The sequence below is a fragment of the Anaerobacterium chartisolvens genome (genome assembly GCF_003337415.1).
GTDB classification, from domain to species: domain Bacteria; phylum Bacillota; class Clostridia; order Acetivibrionales; family DSM-27016; genus Anaerobacterium; species Anaerobacterium chartisolvens.
In genome coordinates, this window is sequence record NZ_QPJT01000002.1 from 282,083 (window position 1) to 302,901 (window position 20,819).

The 20,819-nt window shown below is 41.8% G+C and carries 20 protein-coding genes and 4 tRNA genes; 16 read left to right on the forward strand and 8 right to left on the reverse strand.

Annotated elements, in window-relative coordinates; genetic code table 11:
- Positions 1–2 precede the first annotated feature (2 nt).
- Together DFR58_RS02840 and DFR58_RS02845 are read left to right on the forward strand one after the other, a co-directional pair.
- Positions 3–1,286, forward strand: coding sequence for a phenylacetate--CoA ligase family protein (locus DFR58_RS02840; RefSeq protein ID WP_114296291.1), 1,284 nt, complete (start codon positions 3–5; stop codon positions 1,284–1,286).
- A gap of 48 nt (positions 1,287–1,334) precedes the next feature.
- Entirely contained in the window at positions 1,335–1,961 is a 627-nt protein-coding gene (locus tag DFR58_RS02845) for a shikimate kinase (RefSeq protein WP_114296292.1), read from the forward strand.
- 179 nt (positions 1,962–2,140) lie between these two features.
- Here DFR58_RS02845 and DFR58_RS02850 read toward each other — a convergent pair whose 3' ends face one another.
- The gene (locus DFR58_RS02850) at positions 2,141–3,070 is read right to left on the reverse strand and encodes a transposase (protein WP_114296293.1); all 930 of its coding nucleotides are present in this window, start codon (positions 3,068–3,070) and stop codon (positions 2,141–2,143) included.
- A gap of 233 nt (positions 3,071–3,303) precedes the next feature.
- Between DFR58_RS02850 and DFR58_RS02855 the strand changes: the two genes are divergently transcribed.
- The 6 genes from DFR58_RS02855 to DFR58_RS02880 all read left to right on the forward strand — a co-directional run bounded on the left by DFR58_RS02855 (position 3,304) and on the right by DFR58_RS02880 (position 8,266).
- On the forward strand, positions 3,304–4,266 hold the full coding sequence (locus DFR58_RS02855) for a cellulose binding domain-containing protein (RefSeq protein ID WP_114296294.1): 963 nt from the start codon (positions 3,304–3,306) through the stop codon (positions 4,264–4,266).
- A gap of 22 nt (positions 4,267–4,288) precedes the next feature.
- On the forward strand, positions 4,289–4,615 hold the full coding sequence (locus tag DFR58_RS02860; protein ID WP_114296295.1) for a hypothetical protein: 327 nt from the start codon (positions 4,289–4,291) through the stop codon (positions 4,613–4,615).
- A gap of 59 nt (positions 4,616–4,674) precedes the next feature.
- The gene (locus DFR58_RS02865; RefSeq protein WP_114296296.1) at positions 4,675–5,205 is read left to right on the forward strand and encodes a hypothetical protein; all 531 of its coding nucleotides are present in this window, start codon (positions 4,675–4,677) and stop codon (positions 5,203–5,205) included.
- Positions 5,206–5,321: 116 nt separating this feature from the next.
- Positions 5,322–5,864 carry a signal peptidase I gene (locus DFR58_RS02870; RefSeq protein ID WP_114296297.1) on the forward strand — a complete coding sequence of 181 codons (543 nt, stop codon included), beginning with the start codon at positions 5,322–5,324 and terminating at the stop codon, positions 5,862–5,864.
- Between the two features lie 25 nt (positions 5,865–5,889).
- Complete coding sequence (locus DFR58_RS02875) at positions 5,890–6,888, forward strand: hypothetical protein (RefSeq protein WP_114296298.1); 999 nt, start codon at positions 5,890–5,892, stop codon at positions 6,886–6,888.
- Positions 6,872–8,266: a S26 family signal peptidase gene (locus DFR58_RS02880; RefSeq protein ID WP_114296299.1), complete on the forward strand. Its 1,395-nt coding sequence runs from the start codon at positions 6,872–6,874 to the stop codon at positions 8,264–8,266. The genes DFR58_RS02875 and DFR58_RS02880 overlap by 17 nt, the downstream gene beginning before the upstream one ends.
- A gap of 32 nt (positions 8,267–8,298) precedes the next feature.
- Here the strand turns inward: DFR58_RS02880 and DFR58_RS02885 are convergent, their stop codons facing one another.
- The 3 genes from DFR58_RS02885 to DFR58_RS02895 form a co-directional block, all read right to left on the reverse strand.
- Positions 8,299–8,676 (reverse strand): metal-dependent transcriptional regulator, encoded by a 378-nt coding sequence (locus DFR58_RS02885; protein WP_114296300.1) that lies wholly within the window; start codon positions 8,674–8,676, stop codon positions 8,299–8,301.
- 280 nt (positions 8,677–8,956) lie between these two features.
- Positions 8,957–10,609 (reverse strand): hypothetical protein, encoded by a 1,653-nt coding sequence (locus tag DFR58_RS02890; protein WP_207659099.1) that lies wholly within the window; start codon positions 10,607–10,609, stop codon positions 8,957–8,959.
- Positions 10,610–11,374, reverse strand: coding sequence for a hypothetical protein (locus DFR58_RS02895; protein ID WP_114296301.1), 765 nt, complete (start codon positions 11,372–11,374; stop codon positions 10,610–10,612).
- 295 nt (positions 11,375–11,669) lie between these two features.
- On the opposite strand from DFR58_RS02895, the gene DFR58_RS02900 reads away from it, so the two are divergent.
- The 5 genes from DFR58_RS02900 to DFR58_RS02920 all read left to right on the forward strand — a co-directional run bounded on the left by DFR58_RS02900 (position 11,670) and on the right by DFR58_RS02920 (position 12,768).
- Complete coding sequence (locus DFR58_RS02900; protein WP_170138003.1) at positions 11,670–12,119, forward strand: C-GCAxxG-C-C family protein; 450 nt, start codon at positions 11,670–11,672, stop codon at positions 12,117–12,119.
- Between the two features lie 218 nt (positions 12,120–12,337).
- Positions 12,338–12,413 (forward strand) — tRNA-Glu (locus DFR58_RS02905).
- Between the two features lie 38 nt (positions 12,414–12,451).
- Positions 12,452–12,528, forward strand: a tRNA-Asp gene (locus tag DFR58_RS02910).
- 75 nt (positions 12,529–12,603) lie between these two features.
- Positions 12,604–12,679 (forward strand) — tRNA-Thr (locus tag DFR58_RS02915).
- A gap of 4 nt (positions 12,680–12,683) precedes the next feature.
- A tRNA-Tyr gene (locus DFR58_RS02920) sits at positions 12,684–12,768 on the forward strand.
- A gap of 31 nt (positions 12,769–12,799) precedes the next feature.
- Here DFR58_RS02920 and DFR58_RS02925 read toward each other — a convergent pair.
- The 3 genes from DFR58_RS02925 to DFR58_RS02935 all read right to left on the reverse strand — a co-directional run bounded on the left by DFR58_RS02925 (position 12,800) and on the right by DFR58_RS02935 (position 15,900).
- Positions 12,800–13,237, reverse strand: a complete 438-nt coding sequence (locus tag DFR58_RS02925; protein WP_114296303.1) for a GtrA family protein — start codon at positions 13,235–13,237, stop codon at positions 12,800–12,802.
- Between the two features lie 76 nt (positions 13,238–13,313).
- Positions 13,314–14,222: a DUF4380 domain-containing protein gene (locus tag DFR58_RS02930; protein ID WP_114296304.1), complete on the reverse strand. Its 909-nt coding sequence runs from the start codon at positions 14,220–14,222 to the stop codon at positions 13,314–13,316.
- 115 nt (positions 14,223–14,337) lie between these two features.
- Positions 14,338–15,900 (reverse strand): methyl-accepting chemotaxis protein, encoded by a 1,563-nt coding sequence (locus tag DFR58_RS02935; RefSeq protein ID WP_170138004.1) that lies wholly within the window; start codon positions 15,898–15,900, stop codon positions 14,338–14,340.
- 451 nt (positions 15,901–16,351) lie between these two features.
- On the opposite strand from DFR58_RS02935, the gene DFR58_RS02940 reads away from it, so the two are divergent.
- The 3 genes from DFR58_RS02940 to DFR58_RS02950 all read left to right on the forward strand — a co-directional run bounded on the left by DFR58_RS02940 (position 16,352) and on the right by DFR58_RS02950 (position 19,464).
- Positions 16,352–17,203 carry an alpha/beta fold hydrolase gene (locus DFR58_RS02940; protein ID WP_114296306.1) on the forward strand — a complete coding sequence of 284 codons (852 nt, stop codon included), beginning with the start codon at positions 16,352–16,354 and terminating at the stop codon, positions 17,201–17,203.
- A gap of 148 nt (positions 17,204–17,351) precedes the next feature.
- Complete coding sequence (gene dapF / locus DFR58_RS02945; RefSeq protein WP_114296307.1) at positions 17,352–18,185, forward strand: diaminopimelate epimerase; 834 nt, start codon at positions 17,352–17,354, stop codon at positions 18,183–18,185.
- 43 nt (positions 18,186–18,228) lie between these two features.
- Entirely contained in the window at positions 18,229–19,464 is a 1,236-nt protein-coding gene (locus DFR58_RS02950) for an LL-diaminopimelate aminotransferase (protein WP_114296308.1), read from the forward strand.
- A gap of 145 nt (positions 19,465–19,609) precedes the next feature.
- On the opposite strand, the gene DFR58_RS02955 is transcribed toward DFR58_RS02950, so the two are convergent.
- Positions 19,610–20,662, reverse strand: coding sequence for a virulence RhuM family protein (locus DFR58_RS02955; RefSeq protein WP_114296309.1), 1,053 nt, complete (start codon positions 20,660–20,662; stop codon positions 19,610–19,612).
- Positions 20,663–20,819: the final 157 nt, after the last annotated feature.

Genomic DNA, 20,819 nt, shown 5'->3' on the forward strand with positions numbered 1-20,819 from the left:
AAATGTTGAGTGATTCACTGATATTGAAGATTATGAGAATAAAGTCATTAAAGCCTGTGGAGATGGCGAGATATGCCTTGAAAAATACCCTATTCTATAAGAAGTTTTATAAGGAATGGGACGGGAGGTCATTTGACACACTGCCGGTTATGACAAAATATGATCTTGTGGGAGTAAGCCCTTATGACCTGTTGAGCCGGCAGTTTAAAGACCAAGCTTATATTTATGCCGAGACATCAGGAAGCAGTGGGGCTCCTACGCCCTCATTTCTGACAAGGAATGACTTCAAAGGACTTCTCGGTGTAACCAGGCTCACTCCCTATATGAAGGAAATTAAAAAGGAAATGGGTAACAACAGAACTGCTGTAAACGGTCTTACCTTTGGATTTACCATAGCAGGAACATCGTTTGGAGCTCTTATGCAGAAGCATGGGGCTCTGGTTGCACAGTTGGGGACAAGATCTACAATTGCTACGCCCCAAAGAACAGCAGAAACCATTGCCAAATTGAAGCCTTTTACTATCTCTGCCACCCCTCTTGATTTTATGTCGTGGATGGAAATTATCAGAGTTGACTTGCCATCAAAGCATGATGATGTCATACGGAATCTGAAGTTTCTTCTTTCTACGGCAGAACCCTGCGCGTTTTCCCGAAAACAGCAGATCGAGCGCTATTTCAATATAACTCATGTAAATACTTATGCATCGGTAGACGGCTTGGTTTCCATACCGTGTCCCTGCGGTGAAATGCACTTGCTGAAAGAGATGCACTATATCGAGCTTTTTGACGGACAGATGAACCGTATTGGTGAATACGGCACCGGAAGGCTTTGCTTTACTGGGCTTATAAGAAAATCAACACCTATGGTCAGATATATGCTGGACGATGTGGTGACGGTAAAAGCTTCTAATTGCGAACATGGTTTTAAAAAATCCATTATGCCTCACGGGAGGTACGAACTGTCAATGGAGTTGAATGGGAAAACATGGGGAAACCTTGATTTTGAAGATATAATCTACAGGTATGGGCTATTTATGAATTACACAATAGAGGTTTGCAGCGACGTAATAAATATAAGGCTGGAGGAATATCCGATAGCTAAAAACGACTATGATATTACCGGGCTTACTCGTGAAATTACTAGTCTTACAAGTCTGAAATGCATTGCAGAGCTGCTTCCTCTCGGATCTATAACCGATATCAGAAAGGTAAGGGAGGCGAAGTCGGTTATAAAGGTGCTTGACTTGAGAGACTGCTCCAGACAGCTTATGCCTCAAATACTATGATATGCTTCACGGGTCTGTAGTCATTAAAAAACCGATAAGGAGGGAGGTATGGATATGATGGACAACCTGCTTGGAAAGAACATAGTTTTAATAGATTTTATGGGAGTTGGAAAAACAACTGTAGGAAATTTGCTTTCAAAGAAGCTTGGGCGAGGTTTCTTTGACTGTGACGATATTATAATGGAAAGATGTGCAATGAAGATAAAGGATATCTTCAAAATATATGGTGAGAAATATTTCAGAGAGATGGAGAAGGGTGTATTAGCAGAGCTCTCTGAAAGAAAGGGTGTGGTTATAGCTACAGGGGGAGGGGCAGTCCTTAACCCTGAAAATATAGAGAAACTGAAGATAAATGGCCTTCTGGTACGTTTAAAGGCATCGCCGTGGAAAATAATGAGCAATATTTCAGGATACGCAGAAAGCCAAAGCTGCGATAGCAGGCCTTTGCTGGATGAAGGAGACAAGCTGGGAAACATGCTGCGACTGATGCATGAGAGGGAAGGCCTATATAGATGCTGCCACTATGAGCTTTTTACCGATCCGTTTTCGGCAGAGGAGGTTTCAGCTATTATTACGCAATATTTGAGTGAGGGACATTTCTCGAAAAAGAGATCAAAAGAGTCTAAATATCATGGGTACAGTATTGAGCCTAACCATTCTTGGCTACCTTTTTAGTAAAATTAAGTATTAAGGATAAGCTTTTGAAAGTTTTAGCTGAATTGTTTTTTAAGATAACTGCAAAAAGAATATAAAGCCTTAACGTTAATAAGACTCACTACAGTGTTAATGAAGTGGTTGTATGGCTGTGGGAGAGTTATATGTGTTTTGACAGATATTTTTTATAGGCAAGGTGGCTATACGCTTAAGCCTGCCAGCTCATCAAACACGCTTTGGTACATAGGATTGCCCGAGCTGAGCAGCTCATAGCCCCTTGTAAACATGCGTGAACAACCGGATATGGTTATGTTGTGCATACTGCTGCAGATTTGCCTGTAGCCCAGCCCGCATAGCACCCGTAAGACATAGGCACTGAATGCCCTGAATTCCTGCAGCTTCCTTTTGCCGCTGGGAGCCAGTCCAGCCCATTTAGGAAGCATAAGACTGGTGGATATAAAAGAAATGACCTTTGTTACCGGAAGGTCTCGTGCAATAATATCTCTTCCGCTTACATACTCATACTGTATTGCAGTGGAAAGGCTCTTCTTCAGCTTTTTGAAGCTGCCCACATCCCTTTGGTGACTCACAATGCTAAAGTATTTTTCTGCAAACTGTTCATGATTCTCTATATTGAAAAGCTTCATAATGAAGCTCTTATCAATTAGTCCGAGCAGATCTCTCCGTATGCCTAAGTATATGCCGTAGGAGGAATACTTGTACGCCTCTTCTCTGCCTGAATAGCCCTCTATATCATGGGGGTTGTTGTGGATATACGCCGAAACAGCCAGGTTGTATTCGTCGGTGTCCAGTATCCTGCTCTCAAACCTGCCTTGAAACACGTGTCCGTGCCTTTTGTACTTGTGATTGTAGTACCTCACATAGGCAGTATTTAAGCAGTGCATGAATTTTGACACATCAAAGCCCTTGGGGTCCAAGTGAAGGTGCAGATGGTTGTCCATCAGGCAGTATGCGTAAATGCCGCACTTATACTTGTCGGTATACCTCTTAAGCAGTCCTAGGTAATAATCCTTGTCGTCGTCATCTCTGAAGAGGAGGAATTCGGACTCACTGCGGGACATTATATGAAAAATGGCATGGGGGTGCTTTTCACGGGATTTTCTAGGCATATTTGACTCCTTAATGTAATATTTTCTAACATACTATTTCCTATATTTTAACATAGAACATGAGTTTGGTAAAGGGGTTTTAAGTAAATTATTTTTGAAAAATTGAAAAATTTTTGCTTATTTGTTGAGAAATGTCCCCTTGACGCAGTCATTACGTCGTGTTATCATGACGTGGACAAGGTAAAGTTAACTTAATTGAGAAATGTCCCCTTGAAGGACATCGCAGGTGGATTATGAAAAAAACTATTTTTGTATTATTACTGGTATTGACAATGGTGAGCTCTATTGTTGCAGGGACTCTGGCGATGTATACTGCTTCAATCGACAATTTGGGAGAAGGAAGTGTTGTGGCTAAGGAGTTTGTTTTTGTGGGCGACGGCACTGACTCTTTTCAGCATGGAATAAAAATAGCTCCCACAGAAATTGTGCGGTGGCAATTTAAAGTAAAAAATTATCAAAATTATGTAATAACTGAAACAGATTTGTACTATAAGCTTACTTTTAATGTCCTTGCGGTACAAGGCAAAGCTGCAATACAGCCATTGACTGTTGCGGTTAAGGATTCTCAGGGAAACGTATTAAAAAGTGTTACCGGTACGGGAACCTTTGATGTCCTCGGCTCGTTCCCTCTTTCGGAAGTAGGTCAGGAGAATGAATATGAGGTTGAGATATACTGGCCGGACGGAGGGCCCGTAGATATCGACTATGCAGGCAATAATTACGGTACTGCGGTAAAGGTGGATGCAATTGCTTCACAGCTTCCTTTGAGCGAGGGACATGAAAATCCGCCTGAGCAAAAGGATGTAAGCATTCGCTATGAAACATTGACTCCATGGCAGAACGGGCAAAGCGGTATTTATCAGTTTGAGTATAAGGTGACGATTACTAATAATTCTGATGAGGCAATTAAAGATTGGAGTGTTGCATTTTCGCTTTCTACCGACAGGATTACACAGGCTTGGAGCAATGCTAAAATGGTAGCAGGCTTACCTGAAGGCATGTACAAATTTGAAAATCCGGGCTATAACAATCAGTCGACTGATAATATACTGCCGGGACAGAGCGTATCGTTTAGAGGCCCTGCCTATGGTATGGGAACACACGCAATTGGCAATATAATTGTAGGAGGCAGCAATGTAAGTGATATAGGTGATATTGACTTGACCTGTGAATTCGGTAAGTCTTCTTTGAATTAATTTGCTATGAAAGGGGAAGGACATGAAGATTAAGATATTGATTGTACTGGCCCTTATATGTGCAGTATTTGCTTCACTGACAATGGGCACCCTTTCAAGCTATATAAGCGTATCAACCTTTGGCGCTGATATTTATCCCGACCGGGATAAAATAATACGGCAGTATCAAATGGATGAGGAACAGCAAGAAAACGCCTCCCCGGGCATGGATTCTGAAATAGAGAATATACCGGATGAACCCGATTTGACTGAGCTGTTTATTGAAGATAATCACGGCAGTAATGTTGATTTGAAGGAGGATGCCGGTATGGAGGATGAGGCAGGTTCTGCTTCACAGGGGCAGGAGTGACAAATGAGATTGACAATGTAGTTAAAATATAAACTAATTAAATTTAGGGGGAAAATCAAATGAAAAAACCGTTAATTCTTATTGCTCTTATTTTGGTTGTGTCTACGTCAATAATTGCAGGAACGCTGGCTATGTATACTACTACCATTGACGATTTGGCTGAGGGAAGTGTGGTTGCTAAAGAGTTTATTATGATGGAAGGGGGAACAGATACCTTTAATAAAAATGTAAAAATTGCCCCTGATGAGACGGTTAATTGGCAGTTTAGTGTAAAGAACTATGACGGATCAATAGTAAGCGAAACTGCTATGAAGCTGGATTTTGATGTTAATGTTGCCGCTGAGAACGGCAAAAGTGCAATAGCACCTCTCGTGATTACAGTAAAGGATTCCCAAGGGAATACATTAGGTACTGTTACCGAAAACGGAAGGATTGAGTTTGCAGACAATTTCAACCTGTCTCCTGATGGACAGGAAAAGATTTATACTGTTTCTGTTAAATGGCCCAGCAACAATGACGTTGATATAAATTATGCAGGAGCGGGTTATGGAACCGCTGTCAAGGTGTCTGTAACAGGTACACAGGTATAGCTGTTGATTATATAATATAAATATAAAAAGGCTGTCCGCATTTTATTATGCAGGATAGCTTTTTTTATGCATTGGGGCATACTATAGTCAGGTTTTAGTTTTAGGAGGACAATATAATGCCGCAGGCGAAATATACCACAGAGCAAGAGATTGAAGAAATGCGCATGGAAATCCTACGGGAAAAACAAAAAATGCAGAGAGAGCATGACAATACTACAGGTGAAAAGGGCTTTTCAAAAAGAAGACTCGCTGCTCGGGCCGCAGGCTGGACTGTTTTCCTGTCTGCCGTTATTTTGCTTATCAGTGCCATTGTATCTATAAATGCAGCTAAAAGCAAGGGGCAAATCCCCAGCTTTTTGGGAATATTTCAGCTCTATGTCGTAGAATCGGGCAGCATGGAGCCTACTTTTGATATAGGAACAATTATTTTATGCCGAATACCTAAAGAACCCCAAAGCCTTAAGGAAAATGATATTGTAACCTTTAAAACATTATCGGGAGCAATTGTTACACACAGGATAGTTGAGGTTATGGCTGAAGAGGGGGGCGGTGCAGCTTACCGCACTAAAGGTGATAATCCTCAAAATTCCGAGGATACCGAGCTTCTAACACCTGACAGAGTTATAGCAATATTTGTGGCTAAAATACCTTTAACCTGAAGATATTATTATAGGAGATATCAGTATGTATAAGGGATATGAACAGAGAGACGGCGGGATTTCCGTTGAAAAGATAGTGCTTATGCAGAATATCTCCTCCGTAGAGCATTTTTTGCAAGAGGGTGAAGTGCCACGGAGAGTGCTTGAGGATATCAGCATAATTATCAAAAGGTCTGAGATATGGGGGATAACCGGAGGATCTGCTTTTGAGATTAAGCTTATGCTGGAAATTATGGCTAATATAAGATCCTATTCATCAGGAAGGTGCGTTTTAATAGAGAGAGGAATGCCCATGCATAAGAGAATTATACTAAGTCATGTATTTTATATAGGAGGCTCGGAAATGATTTATGACAATATGAATGTATTAGAGTTTCTTATGCTTGCAGCAGGCAAATTGAACGATAATAAGCTTGAGCTTCAGGAGCAGATTTTTGAATTTATTATAGACATGGGCCTTGGAAAAATTTCCCTTACCGCCAACAGTATGCTTACAAAAGAGGAAAAAGCCGTAGTTATATTGATTGCTGCTTCTTACTCTGACAGTGCTATGATAATATTTAATCTTCCTGAATACGAGTTCCATGAAGAGCTTGTTAATTCTATAGCAAAAATATCAAAATTTATTAGAAAAACCGGCAAAACTCTTATAATGGGAACCTGCAGCTCCTTAATGATTGAAAGGTCATGCAGCCATACGACATTTATAGCCGGAGGCAAATTAATATATAATGGTACTGTCAAAAATCTGAGGCTGAATTTTGACAAGGTTGCGGTTATAGTCAGGGACAAAAATCTGCGGGGTATTATGGAAAAACTGGCAGTTTTGCTTCCGGGACATAAGCTGTCTATAAAAGACGGAAGGCTTTTAATTGAAAGCCTGACTGAAAAGAACAAAAAGACAGGGTATATTTATAAAAAGATTCTTGAGACGGGATTTGTGCCCGAATACATTGAGACTAATTCTAAAACTGTACAAAATGCATATGAGGAGCTTGTGCTGCAGTATGATTTACAGAAATAGCTATTTCAAAAAGGAACTTCGGCAGGCATATACCGAAAATAGAACAGGAACTAATAGAAAGATGGCATTTGCTCTTTTTCAGGGACTTATTTCCTTCGCAATCTATTTTGTGCTTCAGACCTTAAAGGAAAGCGTGCTTTCGGACGTAGCTCCTGAAATCATGCAGCCCAGCTTTTTTTCTACCGTTTATATTTATATCCATTTGGCATTTATATTTAACACGGTATATTTTATTATTTATTACGATTACCTCTTCTTTTCAGAGATAAGAAAAAATTCATGGTATTTATTGGTTCAAATGGGATACAGCCCAGCCTCTATGATTTTTTCCAAGTTTTCCGCACTTATACTTTCCGTATTTACTATTTATCTTGTGGGCTTTATCTTTACTGTATTTCTTACTATATTTTTAAAATACCCCTTTATATTATCCTATATGCCGTCTCTCTATATATCCGGCCTTGTTGATCTTACACTTATAACCATACTGCTGATGACCTTTTCACTTTATGTAAAAACCATTACCAATGCCCGATATCTCTCCTTATTCTCAGCAGTGCTTATAATCGTGCTTAAAACGGCTCTGGGCCATTATAATGTGATATCAAACCGTGTATCTATGCAAAGCATTAATAATTTATTTGATTTCGGCAGATCGCTGTATTTTCCTGCCGCCGCAGCAATAATGGCGGCTTGCTGCATTATATGTGTTATAAGAGCGGGAAATGTGGCAAAATATTATAATCTGCCCGCAAGGTATTATGTCCTGCCAGAGGGTGCAACAGTAGCAAATGAGGATGCTGCAACAGGAAAATTAAAGCTTGCGGAAAGCATGGAGAACGTCCGTCACAGCAAAATTTTTGACACGGTATCTACCGCGCTTTTGATTTTTTTAATATGCGCCGCACTGATTTTTAATGTGCTTATAATTCTTATAAATATATCCGCTCCCGGTAAGGAGTTTAGCATAAAAGGGATAATTCCGTATGTTTTTAAATCCGATACAATGGCACCGACAATCATGATGAATGATCTTGCTTATTTTAAAAGAACCGACAGCCGGCATATGTTTGAAAACGGGGACATCATTCTTTTTGAGGAAAACAATGTGACTTATGTTGAAAGAATCATCGAGAATATGGAAAGCGGCTTTAAGGTGGACATTGACAATTATCCTCCTATGTCCCAGCCGGGAGCTATGCTGAAAACGGTTCCCGGCAAAGCCGTGCGTGGCATATATGTAGGAAGAAGCCGGTGGCTGGGAGCATTGATCCTTTTCGCAAATACTATCGTAGGAAGGCTTGTGTTTTTGCTGCTTCCGGCAATCTTACTGTTTTATCAAAGACAAGTAGCCAATATTTACTCCAGAAGAAAATAAAAAATGTGCGCCGCAGCATCGTTCCTCTAAAACTATTTTTCGTTCTTCTGCAAAAATTCCTGCATGGCGTGAATAGAATCAATACTTATTACATGCTCAATTGAACATGCATCCTCATCTGCGATAGCAGCATCTATTTTAAGGATATCTATAAAAAATTTGCGTATAACATGATGCTTTCTTGAAGTAAACTCTGCCAGCTCCAAGCCGGCAGGGGTTAGAAATATTTCCTTATACTTTTCATTGGTAATGAGACCCTTTTCAGAAAGGGTTGACATAGCGCTGTTAGTGCTTGCCTTTGTGACTCCCAATTTTTCTGCTATATCGGACATTCTCACACCCTGGCCCGAAGATGACAGCTCGTATATGGCCTCAAGATAATTTTCCATCGTAAATGTTAATTTCTCCATTTATTATGCTCCCTTCCTTTCCTTATCTAGTAATATACCAGATTTAAAGCTTTCATTCAATTAAATTTTAAAATGCTTACATTACTTCATTATTCTTCAATCGTGAATAACATTATTTTGGAAGAGGCAGGATATGACAGTACCGTTCAAACCAGCTAGCTCCCGGATGTAAAATAAAGAACGCTTATGCTGTATAAACTAAAAAGAAAAAGAGCACTGATTGGGTATTGAAAAGGTGCTCTTAAAGATTAAAATTGTGATAATATTGCTATAAGTTTAGCTAACTTATCCTCTGTATTAAAATAGAAGCATTACTGTTGGTCTGAGTTCCGCCCGCCAGAGTCTGTAACGTAACGGCAGCTGCACTGGTATGGTTTCTTAGAGTTAACACATCCCCGGCGGCAGCGGTGATAATTACGAACCCGGGGTTTGGCTGAGTACCGGCCCCAGAACCATAAATTGCACCTGCAACAGGAGCACCGTTTTGAAAAAGGGTAAACTGGCTTGGCTCCACACCTGCGGCATTAAACCATATCGCATAGTCTCCTGCACTTCCAAGTGAAATTGTTGATGTACCTGGTGCATGCGTAATAGCACCCACAATGACACCATTATCGCTGAAAGATATATCAGCCTCTAACGCCACCACTTGAGCATCCAAATTATAAATGTAAGCGTATTCGGCTAACCCCTGAAGTCCCGTAGCACCAGTCGCGCCAGTTTCGCCTGTGGCTCCCGTAGCACCAGCATCACCCGTAGCCCCCGTGGCCCCCGTAGCACCAGTCGCGCCAGTTTCGCCTGTGGCTCCCGTAGCACCAGCATCACCCGTAGCCCCCGTGGCTCCCGTAGCACCAGTCGCGCCAGTTTCGCCTGTGGCGCCGGTAGCCCCCGCATCACCCGTAGCACCCGTGGCCCCCGTAGCACCAGTCGCGCCGGTTTCGCCCGTGGCCCCCGCAGCACCCGCATCACCCGTGGCTCCCGTAGCACCGGTTTCGCCCGTGGCCCCCGTAGCACCGGCATCACCCGTGGCTCCCGTAGCACCAGTCGCGCCGGTTTCGCCTGTGGCCCCCGTAGCACCGGCATCACCCGTGGCTCCCGTAGCACCAGTCGCGCCGGTTTCGCCTGTGGCCCCCGTAGCGCCGGCATCACCCGTGGCCCCCGTAGCACCGGTCGCGCCGGTTTCCCCTGTGGCACCCGTAGCCCCTGCATCACCCGTAGCACCTGTAGCACCGGTGGCCCCGGTCGCGCCGGTTTCCCCTGTGGCGCCCGTAGCCCCCGCATCACCCGTAGCACCTGTAGCACCGGTGGCCCCGGTCGCGCCGGTTTCCCCTGTGGCGCCCGTAGCTCCCGCATCACCCGTGGCACCTGTAGCTCCGGTAGCTCCGGTGGTGCCCGTAGCCCCCGTCTGATTAGCAATTATGATAATAGTTACTGGCCCGCTGGCTCCTGTAGGTCCAGCATCGCCAGTGGCCCCGGTAGCGCCGGTAGCACCAGCATTACCGGTAGCCCCCGTAGCGCCCGTAGCTCCGGTGCCAGTAGCACCTGTAGCACCGGTGGCCCCGGTCGCGCCGGTTTCCCCTGTGGCGCCCGTAGCTCCCGCATCACCCGTGGCACCTGTAGCTCCGGTGGTGCCCGTAGCCCCCGTCTGATTAGCAATTATGATAATAGTTACTGGCCCGCTGGCTCCTGTAGGTCCAGCATTGCCAGTGGCACCGGTAGCGCCGGTAGCACCAGCATTACCGGTAGCCCCCGTAGCGCCCGTAGCTCCGGTGCCAGTGGCACCAGTAGCGCCGGTAGCACCCGTAGCCCCAGTTGGGCATAATTTTCCACAACAATCTAAAAACTTATCACAGCCCCGTTGCCTTTCCTGCCTGCATACACCTCTATTGTATACCTCAGGATTTATTTGTATTCGTTCATCTTTCCTATACATTTATAATTCCTCCTTTAGATTTTTGGACTGTAATTTAACGTCGAGTGGATTAAATTTTTGGACGGGGAAAAACTGTCTTGGAAATGGAGTTTTTATCTTGTTGTTAAAAGTCGAGCAGTTTTGTGAAGTAATATTAGACTGTTCGGGAGGTACCGGGCAGTAGCCATAGGAAGGGACAAGTAATTGCACAATACACTCACACTTTATTACGAAAAACACACCTACATCAAGGGCAAGAGCTCCGTTGATAACACATATTGCATCATTAAAGGCATCTGCAATTGCTTCAACTTTGATTAACAATCCGTCCTCGTTGGAAAAACTGCTTACTTGTTCATCAGGATATTTTATAGAGCTGATTTGTGTTAGACAGCTTGGACAGTAAATCTCATTCACTGTAATATTAAAACCTGCTTCATCAATTACACTTAACTTATTAAAGCCGTCAGAGTATAAAATTTTGTATCGGAGCTTCACAAAAAGCTTTAAATTTTTAGTCCTTGGTTTAAGCAATGAATCTGTTCTTGACACCAGTCTGACTTCTGCAATATCAAAGTCTGTTACTCCTTCAAAAGCAAAAACTGGGTACATTACACCTGTGCCTGGTATTAAGGTAATTATTCTTGTTACACAGTCTCTTAATGCGGCTTGATCAAGCACTTTTGCCACATGGATGCAGACCAATTCACTTGGCGGGGGAAATTCGTCCGGCCTCATAACCTGTCCGGCCTCAATCTTCACAGCATATTTATAACACTTAGACATGAAAAATCCTCCTTTTCACATAATAAAACATAATTCTTAAGTAGCTTATTCCACTCTTTTATCCAGAGTTTAAACAGGTATACTGTTATTATATTTTTGAAATAGAAAAGTGATATATTTTATATGCATTATGTCTATAAAATTTTATATAAACAAAATGACGAATATTTAGAATCGGCAATACAGACAAAATACTGTTAGTAAATGGGAACCATATTAAGCTTATAAATTATTGTTTACTTAAAGAGTAAAAATGCCGACTAATAAAGGAGAAAATACAAAAAGGAGTGATATTTTGGATAAGTATTCGCAACATGCGATTGATTTGTTTAAGAAGGGATATAATTGTTCACAGGCAGTGTTGGCTGCTTTTTGCGATGAGCTTGATATTGATTTTGACACTGCCCTAAGAATTTCCGCTCCTTTTGGCGGAGGTATGGGCAGAATGAGGGAAGTCTGCGGTGCGGTAAGCGGAATGTTTATGGCGGCAGGGATGAAGTACGGCTATTGCGATCCTGAGGACAGTCAGGCCAAGGCAGAGCACTATAAGCTTATTCAATCTCTGGCATCAAAATTTAAAGAAGAAAATGGATCTATTATATGCAGGGAGCTTTTAGGACTTGGTACAAAGGTTGACGGCCCTGTCCCCGAGGAAAGGACAAAGGAATACTATAAAAAGCGTCCTTGTGCAGAACTTGTGGGTTTTGCTGCACAAATAACGGGGGAATTAATGGGCATGAAGTGATAGTCCTTATTATGTCTACATAAAGAAAGATGGAAGCAGGCAGCCCTGAATTGGTAAAGATTGAATCGGAGCTGCCTTATTTCTTATTCTGCATATTATTGTAAAATAAAATATTTTTTAAGTTTTGCTTGACATTTTGACTAACTCCCGTTAAAATATATTTTGTCGGTTCGAAAAGGTAGCACAGATTGTCGGTTTAGCTGGAATTTTTTATTTTTGGCCCATTGGTCAAGTGGCCTAAGACACCGCCCTTTCACGGCGGTAACAGGGGTTCGAATCCCCTATGGGTCACCAGAGAAATCAGAAAGTAAAAAGAGAGTAACAAATAATATGGCCCGGTAGTTCAGTTGGTTAGAATGCCAGCCTGTCACGCTGGAGGTCGAGGGTTCGAGCCCCTTCCGGGTCGCCAAAGCTTTAAGCTGTTGTAAGAAATATGTATTTAAGGATTACAAAAGGCAGTTATTAAAAAATTAGTTATTTGTGTGCTGGTGTAGCTCAGCAGGTAGAGCAATTGACTTGTAATCAATAGGTCGGGGGTTCGATTCCGTCCACCAGCTCCATTATGGGGAGGTTCCCGAGTGGCCAAAGGGGGCAGACTGTAAATCTGTTGTCTCTGACTTCGATGGTTCGAATCCATCTCTCCCCACCAAAAGGCTTTCGATCTAATGATCGAGGGCTTTTTATTTGTATACTACTTTTTTAAATATTACGAAATTCCATGCCGCAATCATAACCATAATTATGATTTTGGACAAAGACGGGGACATTTGAAGCCTATCCGACATAATAAGCATAAGAAGGTTTGACAGTACTAAATTAATACAAAACAGCACGCTGTACAGAAGAAGTTGCTTTAAGAATTTCTTCGTGGACTTAAAGGACCAGAACCTGTTTAGCAAAAAGCTTATCCAGAAGCCTAGAAACATAGCAGCAGAATTAGCCAAAAATTTTTGTAATCCCGCTAAGTCAAATAATACCCTAAAGACAGCATACTCTCCCAAAAAAGCCGACATGCCGGCGCTGAGGTATCTTAAAAGCTCCTTAACCTCAATGCTTTTAAAAACCTTAAAGAAGACAGCTTTTAGATGCGGATAACGCTTTGGATCTGATGTAAACATATTTCCTCCAAAAAAAAACAGCCAATATATTAAGGACAGGCAAAAAAATCCTGTCCTTGATATATTCAAATTTTTATTATTTTTTTATTAAGGGTACGATTATTTCTTCGATCTCCTTTTCGGTAGAGGGTACATCAACATTGTCATATAGAGCCCAAACCTCGGTATGCTCAACCGACATACCCGGCTGAAGGGTAGTCAGCGGACTCAAAGATTCCATTTCCATCATGTAATCGCAGGTGTATGTTTCATAGGAGGAAGCTGAAAAATCGGGGTACAGTACACCGGGGATATGCTTGTACTGCTTAACAAACAGATGACCGTGGTTTGCATATGCAGCCCATCCGTTCTCGTTGGGAAGGCCTATCTTAAAGGCTTCCTTGGTATCTTTATCCTGCTTAAGGGTTATAAACTTCTCTCCCCAGAAAACTCTGTGATCATTAAGCTTGGTGTAGGGCCACAAAGAAAGCATCCTATTTGGGAGGAGGCCAGTCTCGGTGGTGTTTTGCGGTATTACCTGCTTCCCGCCGGGAGCCATTACAGAGAGAGCCCATACAGACAGCTCGACAGGCCAGGCCCCCTTATTGGTAAGTCTATGTAAAACAGTTACCTTAGCTTCATCGGGCGACATGGTTACTTCAATATCCTTTTTGATTTGTGTCCACGGTTCAACGGGTTGATTAAGAACTATGCCGTTTTCCTTTTCCGACCACTCAACTTGTGAGTTATCAGGCTGATAAGAGCGGGGATCTTCTTCGGGACTGTGCCACAGCCTATGACCTCCGTATATATTCCATTTGCTGTCCCCTGTGGTTCCAATCTGCTCGGATACTTCGCAAAATTCATTATCCCTGCCAACAAAACCAAATCTGATAAGCCTTGGGCCGACATCGGAAGTTGCTATCAAGTCTATAATGCCATTTGAAATTTCTATGCAGTTACTCCAGCCCTTATACTCCTTTTTCAATATATCTACTTTTCCCATGACAAACACTCCTTAATATGGTTTTTGCCTGTATACATCACAATTATTAAAGCCTCATGGGATTTATTATAATACAGATGCAGATGCAAGGCAAGGACGATAAAAAACATATTTATTACGCATCAGGGGTATTTGAGGTTATTATCATATCAAGCTCCTTAGACATTTCGCTTATAGTCTGTGCAGCTTTCTCAAGCTCCTCGCTTGCCGCGAGGTTTTCCTGAGTTGATGCAGCCATCCACTCCAAATTCTGCGAGGTGTTTGAGGCGATAGAATCTACTTTCTCAATAAAGACCTTGACCTTTCTTGATTCATCCAATTCATCCTTTGAAAGCTGGCTGATCTCAGAGAGTGAATCAATAGCAAGTGAGAATTTATTTATAATTTTCTGATAATACTCGCTGGATCTATTAACTGTCAAAACGCCGTCCTCTACTATTGAAACGCTGGTGCCCATCAGAGCGTCTACTCTCTTGCTGTGATGAAGAATTTCATTTAATGTAGAGTTTATGGTTTTCAGCGATTCATGGCTTTGCTCCGCCAGCTTTCTGATTTCATCAGCCACAACCGCAAACTCTCTTCCGTTTTTGCCCGAACGCGCGGCTTCTATTGAGGCATTGAGCGACAAAAGATTTGTTTGATCTGCTATTTGCTTTATAAAATCCACGATGCCGTTAATTTCCTTTGCCTTTGAGTCAAGCTCTTTTGTACTTTTGGAGGTGGCGGTAACACTTTCTTTTATATTCATCATTTTTTCAGCGGCACTCACAACCAGAAGCTTGCCCTCATTTGCATCCTCCATGAGCTCATTAGAGATTTTTATGGAATAGTCGGCCTTGTTCATTACGTCTTCTATACCGTCTACAAGAGCATTAAGCAGCTCAGAGCTTTCCTTAACACTGCTTGCAGTCTGAACTGCTCCATCCGAAACCTCAAGAGAGTTTTTTGACATAACCTCACAGGAGGCGTTTTGCTGTGTTGCCAGAGAGGCAATTTGCTCACCAGAAAACGAAAGAGACTTAGAAATTTGTGAAGCCTTGTCAAAAACGGCCTGAAGTGTTGCCAGTGATTTATTTACATTGAGCTCGTTAGATGAGGAGCCCATGAGAAGCTTTTTTGATAATAATGCTGTAATTAGAGCGGACGCAGCGCCAAAGGAAAGTGCTATGCCTCTCAAAACAAGCTCCGAGGAGGCATTTGCCTCGGGCATAAAATAAGGATTGGTGAAAAACAGCAATGTACAGGTTGCGATTGAAAGGGCTATTGAATAAAGAACTGAGTTTAGGTCGAGATAAAAGGTGCTGATAAAGAATGCAAAAAATATTGTTGCCCATATTTCGCGATAGGGAATATTGATTGCAAGAGAATAATAATTAAAGTAAGAGCAGGTTATAAGTATGTACTTGAATATGCTTACGTACACCTTTCTATGCTTGCCCTTAGCAAAAATAAGATAAGAAATGACTGGCACCAGTGTGCCTGCAACGGAGAATAACGCAAAATTGCGGATATTCAGCCATGTTGCGTTTGCCAGTACATTTGTTGCCTTCAACAGTGCAAGCATTGCCGTTCCCATTATTCCCCCTCCGACACATACCTGCAATACAAACACATTAATTTGCTTTTGATATCGCGTCAGGTTCTTGTTAAATAATTCTGCCAAGCTGTTTTCTTTCATAGCCATCCTCCCAACCTGTCTAAAAATGTATTATTGCCGCAGCTTTTTTAAAAAGTCCGGCATTTATTTTAATACACTCTCAATTTAAAGAATCTTCCTGTAAATTCACACCTATTAGTGATAATTTTACAAATTTTATTTAGTTTTGTCAATTTATAAATTAATATATTTTAATATAATTATTGCAACACAATTTAAGCATGTGTCTAAAAATATACTTTAATTAAAGTCAAGCTGCAAAAACACAAATTTTATTGACAAATAAGTTTAAACATGCTATAATTTTCCATACAGTAGCTTCAGATGTGCTTGTGACAGACCCAAAAAATAACTACAAAATTCAACTCATGCTTACAGTTTTTGCATTACAATTGTGCAGCCGGATTTACCGCTTGAAAAGCACGTGACATATAATTAAAATGAGCTTTTTTTATCCGGGAGGAGGTTATCCATGAAAGCAAAAATATGTGACTTTGAAATGAATTACGAAATATCGGGGAACGAAACAGGGGATTGGCTGGTGCTTATACATGGGCTTGCCGGTTCAATACGGTGCTGGAAATATCAGCTTGAGGACTTCAATAGCCATTTCAGAGTTTTAAGTTTGGACATGGTAGGACACGGAGAAAGCACAGGCTCTTCTGCGGAAAGATATAGCGGGCAGATTGCTGCAAATCACATAAGAATGCTAATGGACAAGCTTGGCATTGAAAAGGCTCACATGCTTGCACTGTCCTTGGGAGCTATAATACAGCAGTATTTTTGTGAAATGTTTCCCGAAAGGATAATATCGGTAGTATATGTCAGCCCGGCAACGAAGAATTCCTTTTTGATAAAAATTATAAACGGCTTCTTTGATAAAGTATTTTTAAAGGTGTTTTCTAAAAATGCCTATCTTAAAATAATGGGGAATTTAATGCTCCCGGGAAAAATTCAGGAAAAATCCAGAAAAATTTTCATAAGGGAAACCATGCGAATGGATGACGAAGAATTTTTTAAATGGTGGAAAATGGCGATGAGCGACAACTGCTATGATCATCTCACGCCATCCTGCCTGCCGGCCCTCATAGTGGCAGGGGAAAAAGATATTTGCTTTTATAACGACGCGGTGCTGCTATCAAAGAAATATAAGAATTCAGATTTCAGGGTAATTAAGGATTGCGGACATGTCATAATATTTCAGAAACGAGAGGAGTTTAACGCACTTGTTATCGAGTATATAAAGAGCTTTGAAGGCTGTAAGGAAAGCCGGGAAGAAGCGGAGACGTCCGATGAGAAATACAGGCAGGATAAAATTGCATAAAAACAAAAAAAACCGTCCGTCCGGGGAACCGGCGGATTTTTTTGTTTAAAGGAAACTTGATTCTGCACTTGTCATTGTCACAAAAGAAAAATATGCTATAATATAAAATATACCATAAAATGCAGGATTCAATACGGGAGGTTGCATAATGAATTTTACAAAAATGCATGGCTTGGGTAATGACTATATATATGTAAATTGCTTTGAAGAGACAGTGGAAAGCCCCTCCGAATGCGCGCGCATTTTAAGCGACAGGCATTTTGGGATAGGCTCCGACGGACTTGTTCTTATAATGGCCTCCGATAAAGCTGACTTTAGAATGAGAATGTTTAACTCAGACGGTTCCGAGGCTGAAATGTGCGGGAATGCCATAAGATGTGTAGGGAAGTATGTTTATGACAACAGGCTAACAGACAAAGCTGAGATTATCGTCGAAACGCTTGCCGGAATAAAGGTTCTTTTGCTGGATATAGAGGACGGCGAGGTTGTGCTTGTAAGGGTGGACATGGGAGAGCCTGTGCTTCGTCCTTCCGATATTCCTGTAAACAGTGAAAAGGATACCTTTATATCTCAGCCTGTAATTGTTAACGGACAGCAATACGATGTGACATGCGTTTCAATGGGAAATCCTCACGCTGTAGCCTATGTAGAGGATGTTTCAAAATTTCCTCTGGAGGTAGTGGGGCCTAAAATGGAAGTCCACAGCCTTTATCCCAGAAAGATAAACGCTGAGTTTGTGCAAGTCATAGACAGCGAGACCCTTAAAATGAGGGTATGGGAGAGGGGGGCGGGAGAAACATTGGCATGTGGTACGGGAGCCTGTGCGGTGCTGGTTGCCTCGGTTTTGAACGGTGTAAGCGGCAGGAAGGCAACTGTTAAGCTGCTTGGAGGGGATTTAATAATAGAATGGAGCGAAAAGGATAACCATGTATACATGACAGGACCTGCAGTTAAGGTTTTTGAGGGAAGGATAGATTTATAGAAAAGGACTTATAAATATTTTTATTCTAAGAGAGGAGAAAGAAATGGCATTAATTAACGAGAATTATTTGAAACTTCACGGAAGCTATTTGTTTGCCGAGATAGCAAAAAGAGTGGCTAAATTTAAGGGGGAAAACCCTGACGCAAATGTCATAAGACTTGGAATAGGAGATGTTACACGGCCTCTTCCCGATGCAATAATACAGGCAATGCATAAAGCAGTGGATGAAATGGCGGACGAGAAAACCTTCAGGGGATACGGGCCCGAGCAGGGCTATGATTTTCTTATAGAGAAAATTATAAAAAATGATTATGCTGCAAGAGGAATACATTTGGGTATGGATGAGGTTTTTGTAAGCGACGGAGCAAAGAGCGATTGCGGAAACATTCAGGAAATTTTCGGTATAGACAACATTGTGGCTGTGACAGATCCCGTTTACCCTGTGTACGTAGACAGTAATGCTATGGCGGGAAGAGCGGGAGAAATCGGAGCAGATGGGAAATGGAGCAGGATTGCTTATATGCCCTGTACTTCAGAAAACAATTTTATCCCCCAGCTTCCGCAAACCAGACCGGATCTCATTTATCTTTGCTTTCCAAACAACCCGACGGGAATGACTTTATCAAAGGACGATTTAAAAAAGTGGGTTGACTATGCAAGAGCAAACAAATCAATTATACTTTTTGACTCGGCGTATGAGGCATATATTCAGGAAAAGGATGTCCCTCACAGCATATATGAAATAGAAGGAGCCAGAGAGGTCGCAATTGAATTCAGAAGCTTTTCGAAAACGGCCGGATTTACCGGTACAAGATGTGCATATACCATTGTGCCCAAGGAGGTTGAAGCATACACTGAGAAGGGTGAGGCAATTCCTCTCAACAAGCTGTGGAACAGGAGGCAAACCACTAAGTTCAATGGTGTGCCGTATATAATACAAAGGGGTGCCGAGGCGGTTTATACAGAGGAAGGGCAGAAGCAGATAAAGGAATTGGTTCAATACTACATGTCAAATGCCAAAATCATAAAGGAGGGGCTGGAGAGCGTAGGCTTAAAAGTATTTGGAGGAGTAAATGCTCCGTACATATGGCTTAAAACCCCCAATGATATGGATTCGTGGGACTTCTTTGACAAGCTTCTTAATGAAGCAAACATCGTAGGCACACCGGGTTCTGGATTTGGGCCCAGCGGAAAGGGCTATTTCAGATTAACGGCGTTCGGAAACAGGGAAAGCACCGAAGAGGCTGTTGAAAGATTCAGAAAAAAACTAAAGCTGTAGATTTTTTTAAAATTAGCAAGCCGGGCCTAAAGACACGATTTAATAGGGAAACTTGTTAAACCATACCTCCAAACGGATACGGAAAAGCAAGAGAGGCGTTATTCCGCAAGGGATAATGCCTCTCTATATACGTGTGATTGCATCCTTATTCGGATTTGTCTTTTGCTTGTTGCTGTGACTGTTCAAGCTCGTGGATGTACCTATCGTAGTCGGACTGAAAGAGTTTGTCTTGAACAATGCGGTATTTTTCAAATTCACTTTCAGCGTGTAATTTTGCAATTTCTGCAGACACTTTTCCCGCATCTTTCAGCAAACCGTATTCAAACATTTCAATAAAGGAATTAAGGCGTGTCTCCCAATCCTGCATTGTTAAAGGAATTTTGCGTCGCGTCATATTCTCTGCAAAATCCAAGTACGAGCTTACCATACGGTTTAATTGCCCCAATTCAAATTCAGACAGATAGTTTTTTGCAATTGTCACATCAGTTATTTTAATTTTGCCATCGGGGGCATCCTGCCAAGTGGTAAGCCCCATATGCTTTTTCTCACTATTTGCTCTGCCGACAATAAGCTCTCCCGCAGTGTGACCATGAACAGCGTAGTGCATTTTATTCTGTACAGTTGCATAAAACCGCTTTGTTGATTTTGCGTTTTTATCATAATCAATGGCTGTTGCGAATAAGTCGGTTACTTTTTGATAGAACTTTCGCTCACTGGCACGGATTTCCCGTATCCTCTCAAGCTGTTCCTCAAAATATTTATCTGTCAAGTAGGAACCTCTTTTTATTCTCTCGTCATCCATAACCCAGCCTTTAATCGTATAGTCCTTGGCGATTTGATTAACCCATTTGCGAAATTGCACGGCTCTTTCGGAGTTGACCTTAAATCCAACGGCAATAATCATTTGCAAGGCATAATGCTTGGTATCGTAGCTTTTCCTATCAGCGGCAGTTATTCGAAAATTTCGAATAACTGAACTCTCCTCTAATTCCGAGTCTGCAAAAATCCTTTTGATATGATAGTTAATTGTGTGTGTTTCCACGTCATATAAAGTAGCCATCATTTTTTGTGTCAGCCAAATGTTTTCGTCCTCGTACCGCATTTCAACACTATCTTGATCATCGCCTGTACTTGCGATAAAAGTCAGATACTCAGCGGCGGAGCTACGAATAGTAATTTCGATATTCTTCTTCCCCATAAACTCCATTCCTTCCGATTTCTATCTCTAAAGTTTAGCTTTGTCAACTGTTTGAATTATCAATTACATAATATCACAGAACTCTGCATTCTGCATCAGGAATAGCTATGGTTCAAAAAATAAACAAAAGAAAGCGGCTTAATGCCCCGGGCTTTTT